Here is a 15,718-nt window from a genome sequence, read left to right on the forward strand (position 1 = left end):
TAAAATCGAGGAGTAATGAATTGAAAAAAATGAAAAATACATTATTATTTACTTTAGTTTTTATCATCTCTTGCTCTCAACCTTCTCAAACCGAGAAGGATTTGCGCGAGAATATCAACAAAACCCTTAATTTAGAAATGTTTGAAACCGTACACCAGGGAAACAATCTTTTATCATTCAATGAACTTAAGCAACAATTTCAATACCTGTCAGTTGTTTACCTGGAACAAGGTTGTCAGCCCTGCTACCCTAAATTTATTGAGTGGCAAAATAAAATGGATTCTATTGCATGTCCTGATAATTTCTCTGTTCTTTTTGTTATTCATGGAAATAGTTATGAGGATTTTATGATTAATGTACTTAACGTTGACCATGTGGACGATAATTATTATACCATTATGGATCCGGAATTCCAATTCCTTGCGGCCAATAAGGATATTCCCCGATGGATTATTGATGCTTCGGTTCTTATCGACTCAGAGAACAAAATTAAGATGGTAGGGGCGCCCTGGATTAACGAGGATATGACAAAGCTGTTTTATGAGATTATGAGTATGGGTGAGAAGAGAGGATGTAATATTCCATTGAAGTGTAAGCATAATTAGTATTATTTAACAAAAATTACCCCCGAATTATTTGCAATCCTCTACAAATGTTAATTACTTTTGTAAAAGTGACATAGACCTTTAATCCAGACGCCTCCTTACACCCAAATGAAAAAAGGCAGCGCCCATATCGTAACCCTGGTTCAGCTACTGATCCTATGCGCCATGTTCTCAACGGCGTTTATGGTGTCCCGGGGTTTCTTTAACGACCTGCTTACCGCCAAACAATACGGTCTTGAAATCTGCGCGCTGTTTGGTGCAGTTCTTCTAACGCTCACCCTTCCTTTTAAAAGACAGATTAAGTTTACAAAAGCCGATGGCCTTGTAGTTCTTTTTGTTCTGTGGCACCTCCTTAGCGAGCTCCTTTCAGATGCGCCCTACAGCTCCTATAGTAAAACGCTGTTTAACACCCTTCTCTGGAGTTTAATCTATGTTTTTGTCCGTAACCAATCTGCTGGTCCTCTTTTTCATTGGGGAGGGGTCAGTCTGTTTCTACTTATTGCGCTGGGCCAAGCAGGTTTGGGTTTGATGCAGTTGTATGGATTCTCCCCATCCCATCATGCATTATTTAGTATTACCGGAACCTTTCACAATCCAGGTCCCTTCTCAGGGTTTGTCGCAAGTGCACTTCCAATGGCGTTAGGAATTATTGCGTTTCCGACCTTGGTGATGGATGCTTCCAAAACCATCAACGCAAACCATCCCGTTCTTCTCTCTGTTTTTTTTAGAGTCTTAGCCTGGACCACCCTTATTGCCGTAGCATTTGTACTGCCTCCCGCGCAATCCAGGGCAGCCTGGATTGCAGGCACGGTCGGGTGCCTATTCGTGTTGACATGCCATCCGGTATTTAAGTCCTTCTGGCATAGTTTAAAAAATAAGCTTCATTCCTTCTCAATACCCATGCGGGTATTGTGCTTGTTTGCCATCCTGCTTGTCGTTCTGGTTATAGGTTTTGGACTTTACACCATGAAAAAGGGCTCGGCAGACGGCAGAGTGCTCATTTGGCAGGTCACCAGTCAGCTGATAAAACAAAAACCCATAACGGGTCATGGTTCAGGTGCATTTGCTGCGCTGTATATGAATGAGCAGGCCAACTGGTTCGAAGCAGGCAAAGGAACCGAAACACAATCTATGGTGGCCGGCTCACCGGAAGCTCCCTTTAATGAAGTATTGAAGCTCTGGCTGGAAAAGGGCCTCCTTGCTGTTGTTCTGGCCGGTGCCCTACTGTATTTCTTGTTAAGAAACAAAAGTCTTCCAGCGGCCTCATCATGGCAAGCAGACCAGGACCAAGAGCAATCATTTGCTGGCCCAGTCCCAAACATCGGTGTCAAGGGTTCTTTGATTGCCCTGTTGGTCTTCAGTTTCTTCTCCTATCCCTTCGCTATCAGTTCCTTTGTTTTGCAGCTGGTCTTTTTAGCAGCGCTTTTAGCTGGCGCCTCCAAAACAATACTTACAATAAAAGGGCGCAAGGCCATCTTGTTTACCCTGCCATTTGCCATGGCCATTCTGGTGGTTAGTATCCATTATTATCCACACCGCAAGGAGCATTACCAGGCAATGAGCGTATGGCACGAAGCCGAACGCTGGTATAATTTCCGTGCCTATCAGGCAGCAGTGGAGACTTACAAAAAAGCGCTTCCTGAATTAAATACAAACGGCCTGTTTCTCCAAATGTACGGCAAGGCCTTAAGTATGACCGAGAAGCACGAAGAAAGCAACAAAGTACTTATTCTTGCTCAAAAGTACCTCAGCAGTCAAATCATTCAAAATACGCTTGGCGACAACCACAAAGCACTGGGCAACTTTGAAGCTGCAGAAAAGGCTTATCGTAAAAGCAGCCTTATGATTCCCTCATCACTGCTGCCCAAGTACCTGTCTGCAAAACTTTTTATAGAAAGCGACCAGCCCAATAAAGCAAGACTATTGGCCGAAGATATCCTCAATAGTCCAATAAAAGTGGAATCTTCCGCAACAAAAGAAATAATTAGAGAGATGAAAAAAAATTTAGATACAGAAGAGTAGTTAATAACATGGGAAAAAGAAGAGGAAGCCCCTGTGCTCCTACGCCCATGCTTCCTCTTCGGACTCCCTCCAAACTTTAAAAAGAAAGGAGGTAATGTGACAAAGATAAGTATTTAGATGACACATGGGTGAGAGAGCATCTTCTTTTTCCCAATGTCCCTGCAAGGCAGGTAGACATTGAAAAAGACTGAATGCTGGCAGTATGGCCGGCAAATTACTAATCCTTAAGTTTATAATTATGAAAAAGAAAATATTTTTTGCAGTAGCAACCGGATTCTTTGCAGTAGCAACTGTGTTTAATATGAATTTGCTACAAGGAAATAGTGCCGGTGATGTTTCGCTGGATGCAATTGCGATAATGGCGCAAGCACAAGTTGAATATGTTTTTCCTGAAGTTACAGTTTATGGAAATTCTAACACCTCAAGTAGTGCCATGGAGCGTGCTATTCATGTCTTTTATTTTAATGGACAGAGATGGACAGACGAGCCACAATGGTACAATGATACCCCTTTTACAACCAGGTGGAAGCCCCATAAAGAGCCATGCTCAGGTAGTCCTACACAAAATACGAATAAAACTTCTCTGAATATGGGTTTTGGTATTGGTATTCCTATTCCTGGTTTTCCCTTGGAGCTTAGTCGTAATTTTGGTATAACAAGTGAACAAACAACATACTACGATGAGTATAGGGAATATAGGGTGATTTGTGTAGATGGTGATGGTAATTGTTTTAATGGGACACCCTGCAAGCGGGGATAAGTAATTTGTATTAACGCCTCTGCAAATTTCACGAATTTGCAGAGGCTTAAATTTTGAAACAATGACAAGACCGGTGTTTTTCTTTCTGATATTAATAGTTCTTGGTTGTAGCCATTACAGAAACAAGGAGTTTGTTACGCTTCCAACTCATGGAGCCATTAAATTAATGAAGAGGAATGATTCAATTCCTACTGTTTCTCTTTTCCCTAATAAGGCCGAAGAATATTATTTGTTTACAGACCTAAAGGATGTGTCAGGCTTCGATGGGATTGTACCGAATTTGGAATATGAATATATAGCTCTTGATAATAGCATAGGATACATTGGCGAGGTTAAGAATATCCTTTTTATTAAGGATCGCATTATTATACATGATTGTAGTGTAAATGATGTGGCTGTCTTCATATTTACTATGGAGGGTGTTGGAATAAAAAGAATAAAGGCAGAGGGTCGAGGCCCTTCAGAATTTTTGGGGATAGCCCAAATATTTACGTTTCCCGGGGCTGATTATTTTGTGGTTAAGGACGACAAATCCTCAAGGTTTCAATACTTTGACTTAAACGGAGAATATATAAAAACTGAACACACAATGCTACATATCTCTGCTTGTATGCCAATTAATGATTCAGTGTTAGTGAGCGGAAGTAGTTATAGGCAGAATTATCATATTGAGGATTTAGTAGAATACAGTATATATTCCGGAGTCAAAGACTCAATTATATACAAGGGTCTTCCTTATAAACATTACCAAAAAACTTTATGGGCAGTCAATTCTTTTTTTACTAATTACCGTGGGGATATTCAAATACGACAGCATGCAAGTGATTCGATATACCAAATTCTAAATGATTCGACTTATTTTGTTCCATATGTTGTCAAATTTGATAAATCCGTTCAACAAAAGTTTGAAAGCATGCCTGTTGAGACAAATTTTGATGAACTGTATTGGGAATATGTCACGAAGAGCGGGTATCAAGATATAGTATCATTTTTAGAAAATGATAATTGTATACAGTATATATGTGGGCTAGGGGATGGCTTGCTCTATATGTATCTCTATGATAAACAAAACAATAAAACATATAAATTCAGCACAGTGCTCTCTGCCCATCCCATAAAACTGTTATATACAGGAGAGGCTCCGGTAACTATACATGAAAATAAATTTGTTGCGGCTATCCCCGGATACAAAATTCTTGATGGTACCAAAAGAAACCTAGTTACCTATGATGAAAAGGGCAATATTATAACGGAGGTTCCAGTTGAGTATGATGAATCTGTCGCTCACATTGTTGAGAATATTAATGAAAACTCCAATCCGGTATTGATGTTATACAGGTTTGAGTTTAATTAGAATCCTTGATGTTCCGACAAGTTTTATACTTGATAATTATTTACAAGAATACAAAGGCGACAGAGGTTGCCATTAAAACATGAAACTTTCGGACGCCAGTTTATTCATATTAAGTTTCACATAATAATTGTAATTGTGAAAAATCTTTTTATCCTAAGCTTATTGTTTTTGATATTTAGTTCTTGTAACAAACGAAGTAATAAAAACGGGATATTTTACACTTCTGAGAACACCTCTGTCTTAGAGCGAGTATCATCTAATGAGCAGCCGATTGTAGTAAGGAAAGATTCTGAGATAACACAACTGTATGATAAAGAAACTCTAGATTGTGATTCGGCATATAATAAAATCATTCCTTATGCTTACGATGTGGATTATATACTATTGGATCCCAAGGATGTAATTATAGGGAAAATCGATAAGATTGAGTTTTTTGAAGATAGACTCTTTATTCTCGATGAAAAAAGTGCTGCTATATACATTTTCAATAGGACGGGACGATTTATAAGGAAGATTTGCAACAAGGGTCGGGGACCGGGAGAATATTTGTTTTTAAATGATTTTTCAATAGACAGGGCGAATGGCTTAATTGTAGTAGGAGCTGATTTTAAAATTCAGTATTATGATTTGGATGGGAATTTTATTAGTGAACATGCTCAAGATGATTATTATGTTGCATTTGTTGCAGATACCTTAGGTCGTTTGCATTTTTTTTCCTCTTTAAATCAAAATATCGGATATCCAATGCAAGATTGGTCAGTTTTTTCTCAAATCAAAGACTCCGTAATATCGATAGGTTTTCCTTTTTTAAGTTTTAACTATAAAGACGTTATGCCTGCACGTGATAATTTAGCATTCAGGAATGGTCGTGGGGAGGTTCTAATAAGGCAATTATTAACTGATTCAATATTTCGTATTAATTCAGATTTAACATATAGCCTTCATGCTTACTTTGAGATTGAATCGGGTCAGTCAAGGCACAATATTTTAAAGAACTTCAATGGATCACAAAAAGAGGCGAGTTCAATTATCATGAGTGGCTATAAGTTATCTAATTACTATGAAACATCAGCAGCTGTATATGGGTCATATCTCACCCCAAAAGGGGGCTTGAGTTTTCTAATATGCAGAAAAACAGGTAAACAGTATCATATAAATCATGGATTATCAGTTTCAGGATGTACTCTTGATGATGATCGATTTTTGCTAACATCACTTCTTCAGGCACCTAAGGCTGTTACGGATGATGATCGTTTTGTTGGGTATATATGGCCAATGATTCTTGAAGAGTTTATCGGGATATAGAGAATGCAAAAAGGATTTTGCAGAAATTCCAAACAAAACTCTTTCAAGGTATTTGGATGATTTCGAGTTGGATGGAAACCCTTTGATAGTTACATATAAGATTGGTTTTAGGGAAGGCATATGAAAAAAGTCCTATTATCATTGATACTGATTGCATTCTTTCAGAATGCTTGCAAGAGTCCATCACCAGAAGTGAGAGATTTAAAGAAGGCATTAAATAAGGTTTTAGTAATTGATTCGCTTGAACTAGCACATCAAGGAAATCGTGTCATTTCAATAGATGAAATACGACAGCACTATGATTATTTCTCAGTTGTGTTTTTAAAGATTGGATGTAAACCGTGCTATCCAAAGTATATTGAATGGCACAGACAGTTGGATTCAATTTCTTTACCTAATCATTATACTGTGCTATTTGTAATTCAGGGCAACAAATATGAGGAGTTTATGAGCGAAGTGTTTAATTACGAATATGTAGATAGTAGGTATTATACAGTGATGGATCCTGAGGGTAAGTTTCTTGAATCGAATAAGGATATTCCCCGCTGGATTATCGATGCTTCGGTTCTTATCGACTCAGAGAACAAAATTAAGATGGTAGGGGCGCCCTGGATTAACGAGGATATGACAAAGCTGTTTTATGAGATTGTGAGCAAGGGGAAAAGCTGAGGATTATCTGAGAATCAACTAAATTAAAAAAGAAGGCATGGATATTACTGTAACTTGATTATATTTAAGAAAGGTCTTCTGACCCGGATTAACACCTAACTTAATTATGAAATACCTTATTCCTCTATTGTTACCCATTGTTTGCGTTGCCTGTTCAACATCACAGGCCGGAGATACTGAGAGTGCCGATGCGGCACGTTTGTCATTCGTGGAACCTGCTAAAGTTGAGGTTTCTACAATTACAGCACAAAAGGGCAGTTTTGATCTTGAGCTGATAAGCAACGGCAAGCTGGAAGCCCAGAGCAAAGCAGTGGTTCCATTTACAGTTCAGGAGCAGATAGTCAGTATCAATGTATATGAGGGACAATATGTATCTTCAGGTCAGGTTTTGGGTAGGCTTGATACTTTCAGCTTCCAAAAAAGATTGAGCGATGCTGTCAATGCTTATGAGCAGGCTCAGCTCGACCTTGAAGACCGTCTCCTGGGCCTTGGATATTCTATTGGTGATACAGCGACCATACCTGATAATATCCTTAAGATGGCTCAGTTGCGAAGTAACTTCAACATTGCTGTATCATCCTTACAAGAAGCAGAGCGCAATTACGAACAGGCAACTATCAAAGCGCCTATAAGCGGTATAGTAGCCAACCTGTATGCCAGGGAAAATAATCACTCTTCAGGGTTTCAATATTTTTGCCAGATCCTGGACATCAGCACTATGTCAATAGTATTTAATGTGCTTGAAACTGAGTTGCCCGCAATTAAGAAAGGGCAGAGTGTAGAAGTCTTTCCTTTTGCATTGTCGGGACAGTCATTCAAAGGTACTGTCACCAGCATTAATCCGGCTATTGATGAAAGAGGTATGGTACGCATCATGGCATGTATTCCAAATCCTGACGGTAAACTGCTTGACGGAATGAATGCAAGGGTTTTGTTAAAAAATTCAGTACCTGACTGCATAATTATTCCAAAGGAAGCGGTTTTGTACAGGCAAAACCGCAAGGTTGTATTTGTATACAAAGAAGGTAAGGCAATCTGGACTTATGTTGAGACAAGTCACGAGAACTCTACAAATGTTGCTGTAACTGATGGACTTGAAGAAGGTATGGAAGTGATTGTTGAGAATAACATCAACCTGGCTCATGAAGCAGAAGTAGTTCTCCGAAATAAGGATTCACACTAGGTAAAACCATACAATCCGGCATGAAGAGTTCTTTTTCAGTGAACATTGGTTTCCTGGTCCTTTCCATTATTGGCCTTGCCCTGTTACCCAAGCTTTCAGTTCAGCTTCAGCCTCAAAGCGGTGGTGATCAGGTTTTTGTGCGTTTTTCATGGTATGGAATGGGGGCAGAGGTTGTTGAGAGGGAGGTTACTTCTCCTATTGAGGGTGCCTTGTCCTCACTCAGAGGGTTGCAGAATATTTCTTCAAGTTCCTATAAGGGGGGAGGCTATATCTCGCTTGAATTTAAGAAAGGAACTGATATGGATGCAGCCAGATTTGAGGTGTCCTCAATACTACGAAGTCTGCATCCACGTTTGCCTCAAGGAGTTCCTCTACCTATGGTGAGTTATACAAGTGGTGCGGATGAGGATGACCCCTTACTTCTGATATATACGATAAATGGGGAAGGTACAGCCTACTCTCTTCGGGAGTTTGCAATGAATAATATAGCCCCTCAGATTAGTAACCTTAATGACGTTAGCCGGGTGGAGGTTAGTGGTGCTCAACCTCTGGAGTGGGAACTGGTATATGATAAGGAGACGCTAAATATCTATGGGCTTCATGTTGCTGATTTGCAAACTGCTATCAGGAAGGCTATGGAGCGCAAGGAATTAGGTCTTTCGCATACTACTAAAGATGGTAAAACGGAAAGCATCCATGTGGCATTCTCTCCAGCTACAACCGACTCTGTCAGATGGGAAGATATTGTTGTTGCCAGTTCCGCTGGGAGAATTATCAAACTGACAGATATTGTTCATCCTCGTCTAAAAGAGGTTGAGCCAATATCTTACTTTAGAGTGAATGGGCTTACAACAATTTACCTGCGGGTTTACTCAGTACGAGGGGGCAATCAGATGGCTCTTTCTAAGGAAATTAATTCGCTGATCAGCGAATTAAAGCTTAGCTTTCCTCAGAACTTTTCAATGCTTGTAAATTATGATGCGTCGGAGTATATAGGTTCAGAGATTCAGAAGATTGTTTCAAGAGCCCTACTCGCCATTATCATCCTCTTATTATTTGTCTTGTTGATCAGCCGCCGTTGGCGCTATCTACTTATTGTTTCGCTTAGCCTACTGGCCAATATCTGTGTAGGCTTTGTATTCTATTACCTTCTTGGGGTTGAGATTCACCTTATTAGCCTTGCAAGTTTTACCGTATCCCTGGGTATTATTATCGACAACACGATAATAATGGCCGATCATATTAGGAATTTCGGTAATCGTAGGGCCTTTATGGCTATTCTTGCTGCAACGGTCACAACAATCGGGGCCATGACCGTAGTTTTCTTCTTAAAGGAAGAACAGAGAATGCAGCTGATAGATTTTGCCATTGTGATTGTCATTAATCTGTGTGTGTCTTTAGCGGTAGCTTTGTTGTTGGTCCCTGCCATGATGGACAAGCTCCCACTTGGCAAAACCGTTGGTAGTAAGTTTTTCAGGCATAGAAGGATCACAGTAAGACTTAGTCGTGTCTATTCCGGTTTTATAAAGTTTGGCCTAAATCACAGGAAACTCTTTATTTTCCTTTTGGTTTGGGCTTTTGGATTTCCGGTTTTCCTTCTACCCGACAAGGTTGAGACCAAAGAACAGAAAGAATGGAGCATCTATTCAGCCATCGAAAAGCCTACATCACCATGGTATATCTCATTGTATAACAAGACCCTGGGTAGTCCAAGCTATGTGTCAGGTATCAAACCTTGGGCAAGTCGAATACTTGGGGGAAGTTGGTATTTGTTTTACAGCTACTTCGCAACACAGGACTTTAACTGGGATAATTCACGCACAGTGCTGTATGCAAGGGGGAGCATGCCTGACGGATCTACTATCCATCAGATGAATGATGTGTTCCTGGAGCTGGAAAATTTCCTTGCCGGTTTTGAAGAGATTGACATGTTTATCTCCACAATATATGGTATCGACAATTCCCAAATCGAAATTACTTTCAGACCGGAGCACGAAACCGGGATATTCCCTCACAGGTTAAAGAATGAACTGATCAGGAAGGTCAATCAGATAGGTAGTGCTGATTTTCAAATTCATGGTGTGGGTCAGGGATTTAGTAATATGATGTATGAAAACCAGGGAAGCAACAGATTGCTTTTGACTGGTTACAACTATGATCTCTTACTAAAGCTTGCTGATCGGTTTAGAGACAGCCTTGAGGTCAATCCCCGGGTTAGTAATGTTATCATTGGTGCAAGTTCATCATGGTGGGCAAAACCACGGTATGAGTTTGTAATGAGACTCAACCGTGATCGACTGGAAGAAACAGGTAGTTCGCTAAGAGGCCTTTATTCCAATCTACAGTTTGTAACTCCCGGTGATGTAAACGCCGGATATGTGTCCGGCAAGGATGGGGCTATGGATGTAGTTTTAAGAGATGTAAATAAGGGGCGTACTAATGTGTGGACAATGGAAAACAGCCTGCTAATGTCTAACTACGCAGGGATGCGACTCAAGGATATCGGGAAGATGGAAAGGGAGAGAACAGGAGATCAGATTCGAAAAAATAATCAGGTGTATGAATTAAATATACATTATGAATTTATTGGACCCTGGGAATTAAACAGGAGGGTGCGTGAGCGCTTTATCGAACAAGCACGAAACTATCTACCTTTGGGATTCTACCTTCATGATGCAAGCAATTGGGGCGGATGGCGGCAGGATGAGAAGTCGCAATACTGGTTGCTATTTATGGTGGTGGCGATAGTATTCCTACTGTGTTCAATCCTATTTGAGTCATTGAGACAACCGTTGGCGGTCCTAATGGTCATACCAGTATCATTTATTGGACTGTTTCTGACTTTTTCATTGTTCAAATTGAACTTTGATCAGGGAGGCTATGCAGCCATGCTACTACTATGTGCACTAACAATAAATGCATCGATATACATTATCAATGAATACAATAATATGAGGAAGGCAAATCGAAGGCTATCAAGTTTTAGATTGTATATCAAAGCATTTAACCATAAGATAATACCCATATTACTAACTATTTTTTCGACAATACTGGGGCTCATGCCTTTCCTGATAGGTGGAAAGGGTGAAGGATTCTGGTTCTCATTAGCCGCCGGTGCTACCGGAGGTCTAATATTCTCTTTGTTGGGAGTAATTATTTGGCTTCCTCTGGTTTTTATAAGAAATAAGAAATCATGATAAAGTTTTTGATTGATAGGCCGATAGCTGTAATTATGACCTATGTGGCCATCCTGACGCTTGGACTTGTTGCAATAGGTATGTTGCCGGTATCATTGATGCCTGATATTGATATCCCTGAGATTACTGTGCAGGTTAGTCGTCCAGGCCAGTCTGTACGCCAAATAGAGGATGGTGTTATCAGGCAGATGCGCTATCAACTTATGCAGATTCCCCATCTGGAGGATATGACCAGTGAGACTCGTGATGGAAATGCTGTTATTCGTCTTCGGTTCAGGCATGGTGCTGATATTAATTATGCGTTTATTGAGGTTAATGAAAAGGTTGATGCAGCGATGCGCAGCCTGCCTGCTGATATGGAAAGGCCGGCTATCATCAAGGCTTCTTCTTCCGACCTGCCGGTTTTTTACATTAATCTGTGGCGCAAGGGGGCAGATGAGGTACAGTTTCTTGAATTGAGCAGCCTTGCAAAGAATGTTTTGATAAAGAGGCTTGAGCAACTTCCGGAGGTGGCAATGGTTGATATGACAGGTCATCTGGATCCGGAACTGTATATCGAACCAGATGAGACTTTACTTAAATCACTTGGCCTTTCTCACTATGATATTGTTAATGCCCTTAATGAAAATAATATTGATTTAGGTACCCTGCAGGTGGCTGACGGACAATATCTTTTTTCAATACGTTTTACAAATGCTCTTACAAGTCCGGATGATGTAAAAGATATAAGACTAAGGGTAGGACAACGCTTTATGAAGCTTAGCGAACTTGCTAAAATAGGTGTAAGAGCCAGAGAGCAGGATGGGGCATTTCTAAGGGGAAATGAAAGAGCATTGTCGCTTGCTGTTATAAAGCATTCTGATGCCCGGATGAAGGATTTGAGAAGAAGTGTACAGGAGTTGATTGACAGATTTGACTGGGAGTTTCCTGAGGTTGAGGCAGAGGTGATACGTGACCAAACAGCACTTCTTACATATTCAATTAACGACCTACGCGACAACCTTGTGATAGGCGGATTGCTTGCTTTTGTGATCCTGTTCTTCTTTTTGAAGGATAGCAGAGCTCCATGGTTAATCGGAATATCAATACCGATGGGATTAATGGTGAGCCTGCTTTTCTTTTATCTGGCCGGATTGTCGATTAACATTGTGTCCCTCTCCGGACTAATCCTGGGTATTGGACTTATGATCGATAACTCAATAATTGTGATTGACAACATCACACAGTATTTAGATCGTAATGTGTCACTAGCTGAAGCATGTGCAAAAGCTACAACTGAGGTGATAAGTCCACTGTTGTCGTCTGCACTCACAACTGTTGCTGTATTTGTTCCATTGGTATTCCTTAGCGGTATCTCTGGAGCTTTGTTTCACGATCAGGCCTTTGGAGTGGGTATTGGTTTGTTTGCTTCTCTAGTCGTTTCCATTACAATTATCCCGGTTCTTTACTATTTGTTTTACAAGAAAGCACATAAAAAAGACCGCATACAAGAAGGAAAGATCACAAAGATGCTAAGGAAAGTAAACCTATTTAATATTGAAGAAAACTATGCAAAAGGCTTTGACTGGGTATTCGGCTATCGCAAAGTATCTACAGTTATCTGTGTTTTGCTTTTGATTCCAATGATTTTGCTGTTTGTGTTTCTAAAGAAAGAGCGCTTCCCTCACTTTCAGCATAGTGATGTATTAGTATCAATAGATTGGAATGAGCGGATAAATCTTAGTGAAAACTCCGAAAGGGTAAAGGCCTTAAACAGCATTGTTGGAGACTTTGTAAGCCTTAGCACCTCGTATGTTGGAACACAGAAGTATTTTCTGCACAGAGATATTGATCAGTCTATCTCAGAGGCTATGATATACTTTGAATGTAAGGATCCTGATAACCTTGGAGCAGTAGAGGAAGCAATTAAAGGAGTTATTGCTGAAAGATGGCCGAGTGCTGTTTATGAATTCAAAGTCCCTGAAACAGTCTTTGATAAGCTGTTTGCAGATGATGAACCTGATATTATTGCAAAAGTTAGTAACAGTGACCTTCGTGAAGTGCCTGACTATGTCATGATGCAGAATATTAGCGAAAAGGTTGGCAGGCAATACCCCTGGGCAGGGGTATTGCCCCCCGCCGGTGAAAGCTATATGGAGATAATTGCTAATGCTGAAAGACTGTTATTGTATGACGTAGATGTCAACGCATTGTATGAACGGCTGCGAATAGCGTTGGATGCCTGGCAGGTAGGAGTATTGCACAGTGGGTCAGAGTATATTCCGATTGTAATTGGTAATCCTCCAAAAGGGATAGAGGCTCTTTTGAAAGAGCTAAAGGTTGGAAGCAGAAACAATCTTGAGATCCCTGTGAGTGCCCTTGTGGATACGCGGATTAAGCATGACTACAAAAGTATGTTGGGAGATGCCAGAGGCGTTTATGTCCCGGTTAATTTTTACAATGTTCCGGACAGGAAGGTAGAGGGATTGATGAAAGATGTTTCAAGGACGCTTAAGACTGACTATAACCTGGATGTATCCTTTGCCGGCAGTTGGTTTGGTTCGCGGGAACTAATCAGGGAACTTGCTGTAGTTCTCCTTATTGCTCTTGCATTGCTTTACTTTATTCTGGCTGCACAGTTTGAGTCTTTGAGCCAGCCTGTTATTCTCTTGCTTGAAATACCCGTTGCAATTTTAGGTGGCTTGTTTATGCTTTGGATATTTGGAAGCAGTATTAACATAATGTCGATGATTGGTATTATCGTTATGAGTGGTGTGGTGTTGAATGACTCAATACTAAAGATTGATACGATAAATCGGCTGCGAGCTGAGGGGATGCCACTGCTTCCTGCTATTAAGGAAGGTGGACACAGGAGGTTGAAATCTATTATAATGACAGCGCTGACTACTGTTCTGGCTCTGGTCCCTGTACTATGGGGAAGTGGGATGGGAAGCGAACTACAGAGGCCTTTGGCCCTTACAATTATTGGAGGTATGATAATCGGAACCTATATCAGCTTGTATGTGATTCCTTTGTTTTATTACTACATATACAGAAAATCGGACGAGAGAAGTAATGAATTAGCAGACTAAAGAAGGTCAAATCATTATTATATGAAAAAGACAAGTTTTTTGTTGGGTATAATGTTGTGCTGCAGTCTTGGCAGTTTTTCACAAGGTGAAATCAGGCTTAGTCTGAATGATGCATTGAATCTGGCTCAAAAACAATCATTACAGGCATTGCTTAATAAATATTCTTACATGGCTGACTACTGGGCATACCGCAGTTATCTGGCTGATATGTTGCCCGCAGTGAGCCTGCGGGCAAATCCCCTGGTATATTCTAATGCTTCCGAACTTCGTTATAATTGGGAGACGCAGTCTGATGAGTATGTAAGGACTGAGAATCTATTGTCTGATCTGAATCTTAGTATAACACAGAAGGTTGCAGCTACCGGAGGTGCTTTTTCAATACAGTCAGAGCTTGGTCGTGTAGAGAACTTTGGAAAAAACAGTTATACGCAATATTCTTCACGGCCATTTCGTCTTGGATATCAGCAGCAGCTTTTCGGATATAATGACTTGAAATGGCAGAGAAAAATAGAACCTCTGGAATTTGAGAAGGCCAAAAAGGACTATCTCCAGTCGTCTGAGACCATGAACCTTACTGCAATCAGGTATTTTTTCTCGTTGATTAATGCATCAATACAGCTGGAGATGGCAAAAACCAACCTTGAGAATAGTGATAAGCTTCTGGTGGTTGCCCAACGTCGTTTCGAATTAGGCACAGTAACACGTGAAGAGTTGCTGGATCTAAGACTTGCCAACAACAATGCAAGGATCAGTGTACAGGAATGGGAGATGTATCAGAGGGAGGCAAAAGAATCCCTGTTGAACCTCCTTATGTTGCCTTTAGATATAGAACTGGATATAGTAATTCCTGATGAGCTGCCGGTACACGAGGTAGATCCTCAGCTTGTGCTTCAGAAAGCACTTGAAAACAATCCCGAAATGCTTGAATTGGAGCTGAATATTTTGCAACAACAGAGTAATGTGGACAGGGCCAACCGTGCCAGGCATTTTCAGGCTGATGTAAGTTTATCATACGGTTTGAGTAAGGATGACGGTTCATATCTGGGAAGTGGTACACTTGGTGAAGTGTACAGACCTGAGTTTGATACATACAAACAGGTTGCTGTTGGGATAAATATTCCCATTCTGGATTGGGGGCGAAACAAAGGCCGTTATGAAATGGCCAGGTCACAGCTGGAAATTGCTCAGGTCGCAGCCAGTCAGTCACTACAACAGTTTAAGCAAAATGCCATAACCAGGGCAGTTGCATTCAATATTCAGAAAAGTCGTGTGGAATCTGCGGCACTGTCAGATACTCTTGCGAACGAGAGTTATGAGCTTACAATGACCAGGTTTAGCAGTGGACAGGCAGATGTACTGCGACTTACTTCTTCACAGAAGGCAAAAGACAGTGCCCGTTTACAGTATATAAGTACGTTGTCTGACTATTGGATAAATCTCTATACCCTGCGTCAGATGACCTTATTCGATTTTGAGACCAATAATGATTTAGTGTTTGAAGAAGGAAAGGTTTTGCAACACTAAGTTTTAAGTCAGTCACTAAGTGTTATCG

Annotated in this window: 10 protein-coding genes; all 10 read left to right on the forward strand. The window is 40.5% G+C overall.

Annotated features, from left to right (window positions below):
* The first annotated feature begins 29 nt into the window (after positions 1-29).
* The 10 genes from M9189_RS03255 (at position 30) to M9189_RS03300 (ending at position 15,690) form a co-directional block, all read left to right on the forward strand.
* Positions 30-605, forward strand: a complete 576-nt coding sequence (locus tag M9189_RS03255; protein ID WP_250724516.1) for a hypothetical protein — start codon at positions 30-32, stop codon at positions 603-605.
* Between the two features lie 108 nt (positions 606-713).
* Positions 714-2,627, forward strand: coding sequence for an O-antigen ligase family protein (locus M9189_RS03260; RefSeq protein WP_250724518.1), 1,914 nt, complete (start codon positions 714-716; stop codon positions 2,625-2,627).
* Positions 2,628-2,865: 238 nt separating this feature from the next.
* Positions 2,866-3,387 (forward strand): hypothetical protein, encoded by a 522-nt coding sequence (locus tag M9189_RS03265; RefSeq protein ID WP_250724520.1) that lies wholly within the window; start codon positions 2,866-2,868, stop codon positions 3,385-3,387.
* A 61-nt stretch (positions 3,388-3,448) separates the two neighbouring features.
* Positions 3,449-4,741 (forward strand): 6-bladed beta-propeller, encoded by a 1,293-nt coding sequence (locus M9189_RS03270; RefSeq protein WP_250724521.1) that lies wholly within the window; start codon positions 3,449-3,451, stop codon positions 4,739-4,741.
* A 135-nt stretch (positions 4,742-4,876) separates the two neighbouring features.
* Entirely contained in the window at positions 4,877-6,046 is a 1,170-nt protein-coding gene (locus M9189_RS03275) for a 6-bladed beta-propeller (RefSeq protein ID WP_250724523.1), read from the forward strand.
* Positions 6,047-6,166: 120 nt separating this feature from the next.
* The gene (locus M9189_RS03280) at positions 6,167-6,715 is read left to right on the forward strand and encodes a hypothetical protein (protein ID WP_250724525.1); all 549 of its coding nucleotides are present in this window, start codon (positions 6,167-6,169) and stop codon (positions 6,713-6,715) included.
* 106 nt (positions 6,716-6,821) lie between these two features.
* Positions 6,822-7,898 carry an efflux RND transporter periplasmic adaptor subunit gene (locus tag M9189_RS03285; protein ID WP_250724527.1) on the forward strand — a complete coding sequence of 359 codons (1,077 nt, stop codon included), beginning with the start codon at positions 6,822-6,824 and terminating at the stop codon, positions 7,896-7,898.
* Positions 7,899-7,918: 20 nt separating this feature from the next.
* Positions 7,919-11,095 (forward strand): efflux RND transporter permease subunit, encoded by a 3,177-nt coding sequence (locus tag M9189_RS03290; protein ID WP_250724528.1) that lies wholly within the window; start codon positions 7,919-7,921, stop codon positions 11,093-11,095.
* Positions 11,092-14,166 carry an efflux RND transporter permease subunit gene (locus M9189_RS03295; RefSeq protein WP_250724530.1) on the forward strand — a complete coding sequence of 1,025 codons (3,075 nt, stop codon included), beginning with the start codon at positions 11,092-11,094 and terminating at the stop codon, positions 14,164-14,166. Before M9189_RS03290 ends, M9189_RS03295 begins: the two co-directional genes overlap by 4 nt.
* Before the next feature lie 21 nt (positions 14,167-14,187).
* Positions 14,188-15,690 carry a TolC family protein gene (locus M9189_RS03300; protein ID WP_250724532.1) on the forward strand — a complete coding sequence of 501 codons (1,503 nt, stop codon included), beginning with the start codon at positions 14,188-14,190 and terminating at the stop codon, positions 15,688-15,690.
* The last annotated feature ends 28 nt before the right edge of the window (positions 15,691-15,718 follow it).

Origin of the sequence: Xiashengella succiniciproducens, assembly GCF_023674465.1 — a bacterium.
Classification (GTDB): domain Bacteria; phylum Bacteroidota; class Bacteroidia; order Bacteroidales; family Marinilabiliaceae; genus Geofilum; species Geofilum succiniciproducens.

Bases quoted from the DNA above. Each gene is read 5' to 3' on its own strand.
- M9189_RS03280 (WP_250724525.1), top strand. From the start codon at position 6,167: ATGAAAAAAGTCCTATTATCATTGATACTGATTGCATTCTTTCAGAAT.
- M9189_RS03290 (WP_250724528.1), top strand. From the start codon at position 7,919: ATGAAGAGTTCTTTTTCAGTGAACATTGGTTTCCTGGTCCTTTCCATT.
- M9189_RS03285 (WP_250724527.1), top strand. From the start codon at position 6,822: ATGAAATACCTTATTCCTCTATTGTTACCCATTGTTTGCGTTGCCTGT.
- M9189_RS03270 (WP_250724521.1), top strand. From the start codon at position 3,449: ATGACAAGACCGGTGTTTTTCTTTCTGATATTAATAGTTCTTGGTTGT.
- M9189_RS03255 (WP_250724516.1), top strand. From the start codon at position 30: ATGAAAAATACATTATTATTTACTTTAGTTTTTATCATCTCTTGCTCT.
- M9189_RS03300 (WP_250724532.1), top strand. From the start codon at position 14,188: ATGAAAAAGACAAGTTTTTTGTTGGGTATAATGTTGTGCTGCAGTCTT.
- M9189_RS03260 (WP_250724518.1), top strand. From the start codon at position 714: ATGAAAAAAGGCAGCGCCCATATCGTAACCCTGGTTCAGCTACTGATC.
- M9189_RS03265 (WP_250724520.1), top strand. From the start codon at position 2,866: ATGAAAAAGAAAATATTTTTTGCAGTAGCAACCGGATTCTTTGCAGTA.
- M9189_RS03295 (WP_250724530.1), top strand. From the start codon at position 11,092: ATGATAAAGTTTTTGATTGATAGGCCGATAGCTGTAATTATGACCTAT.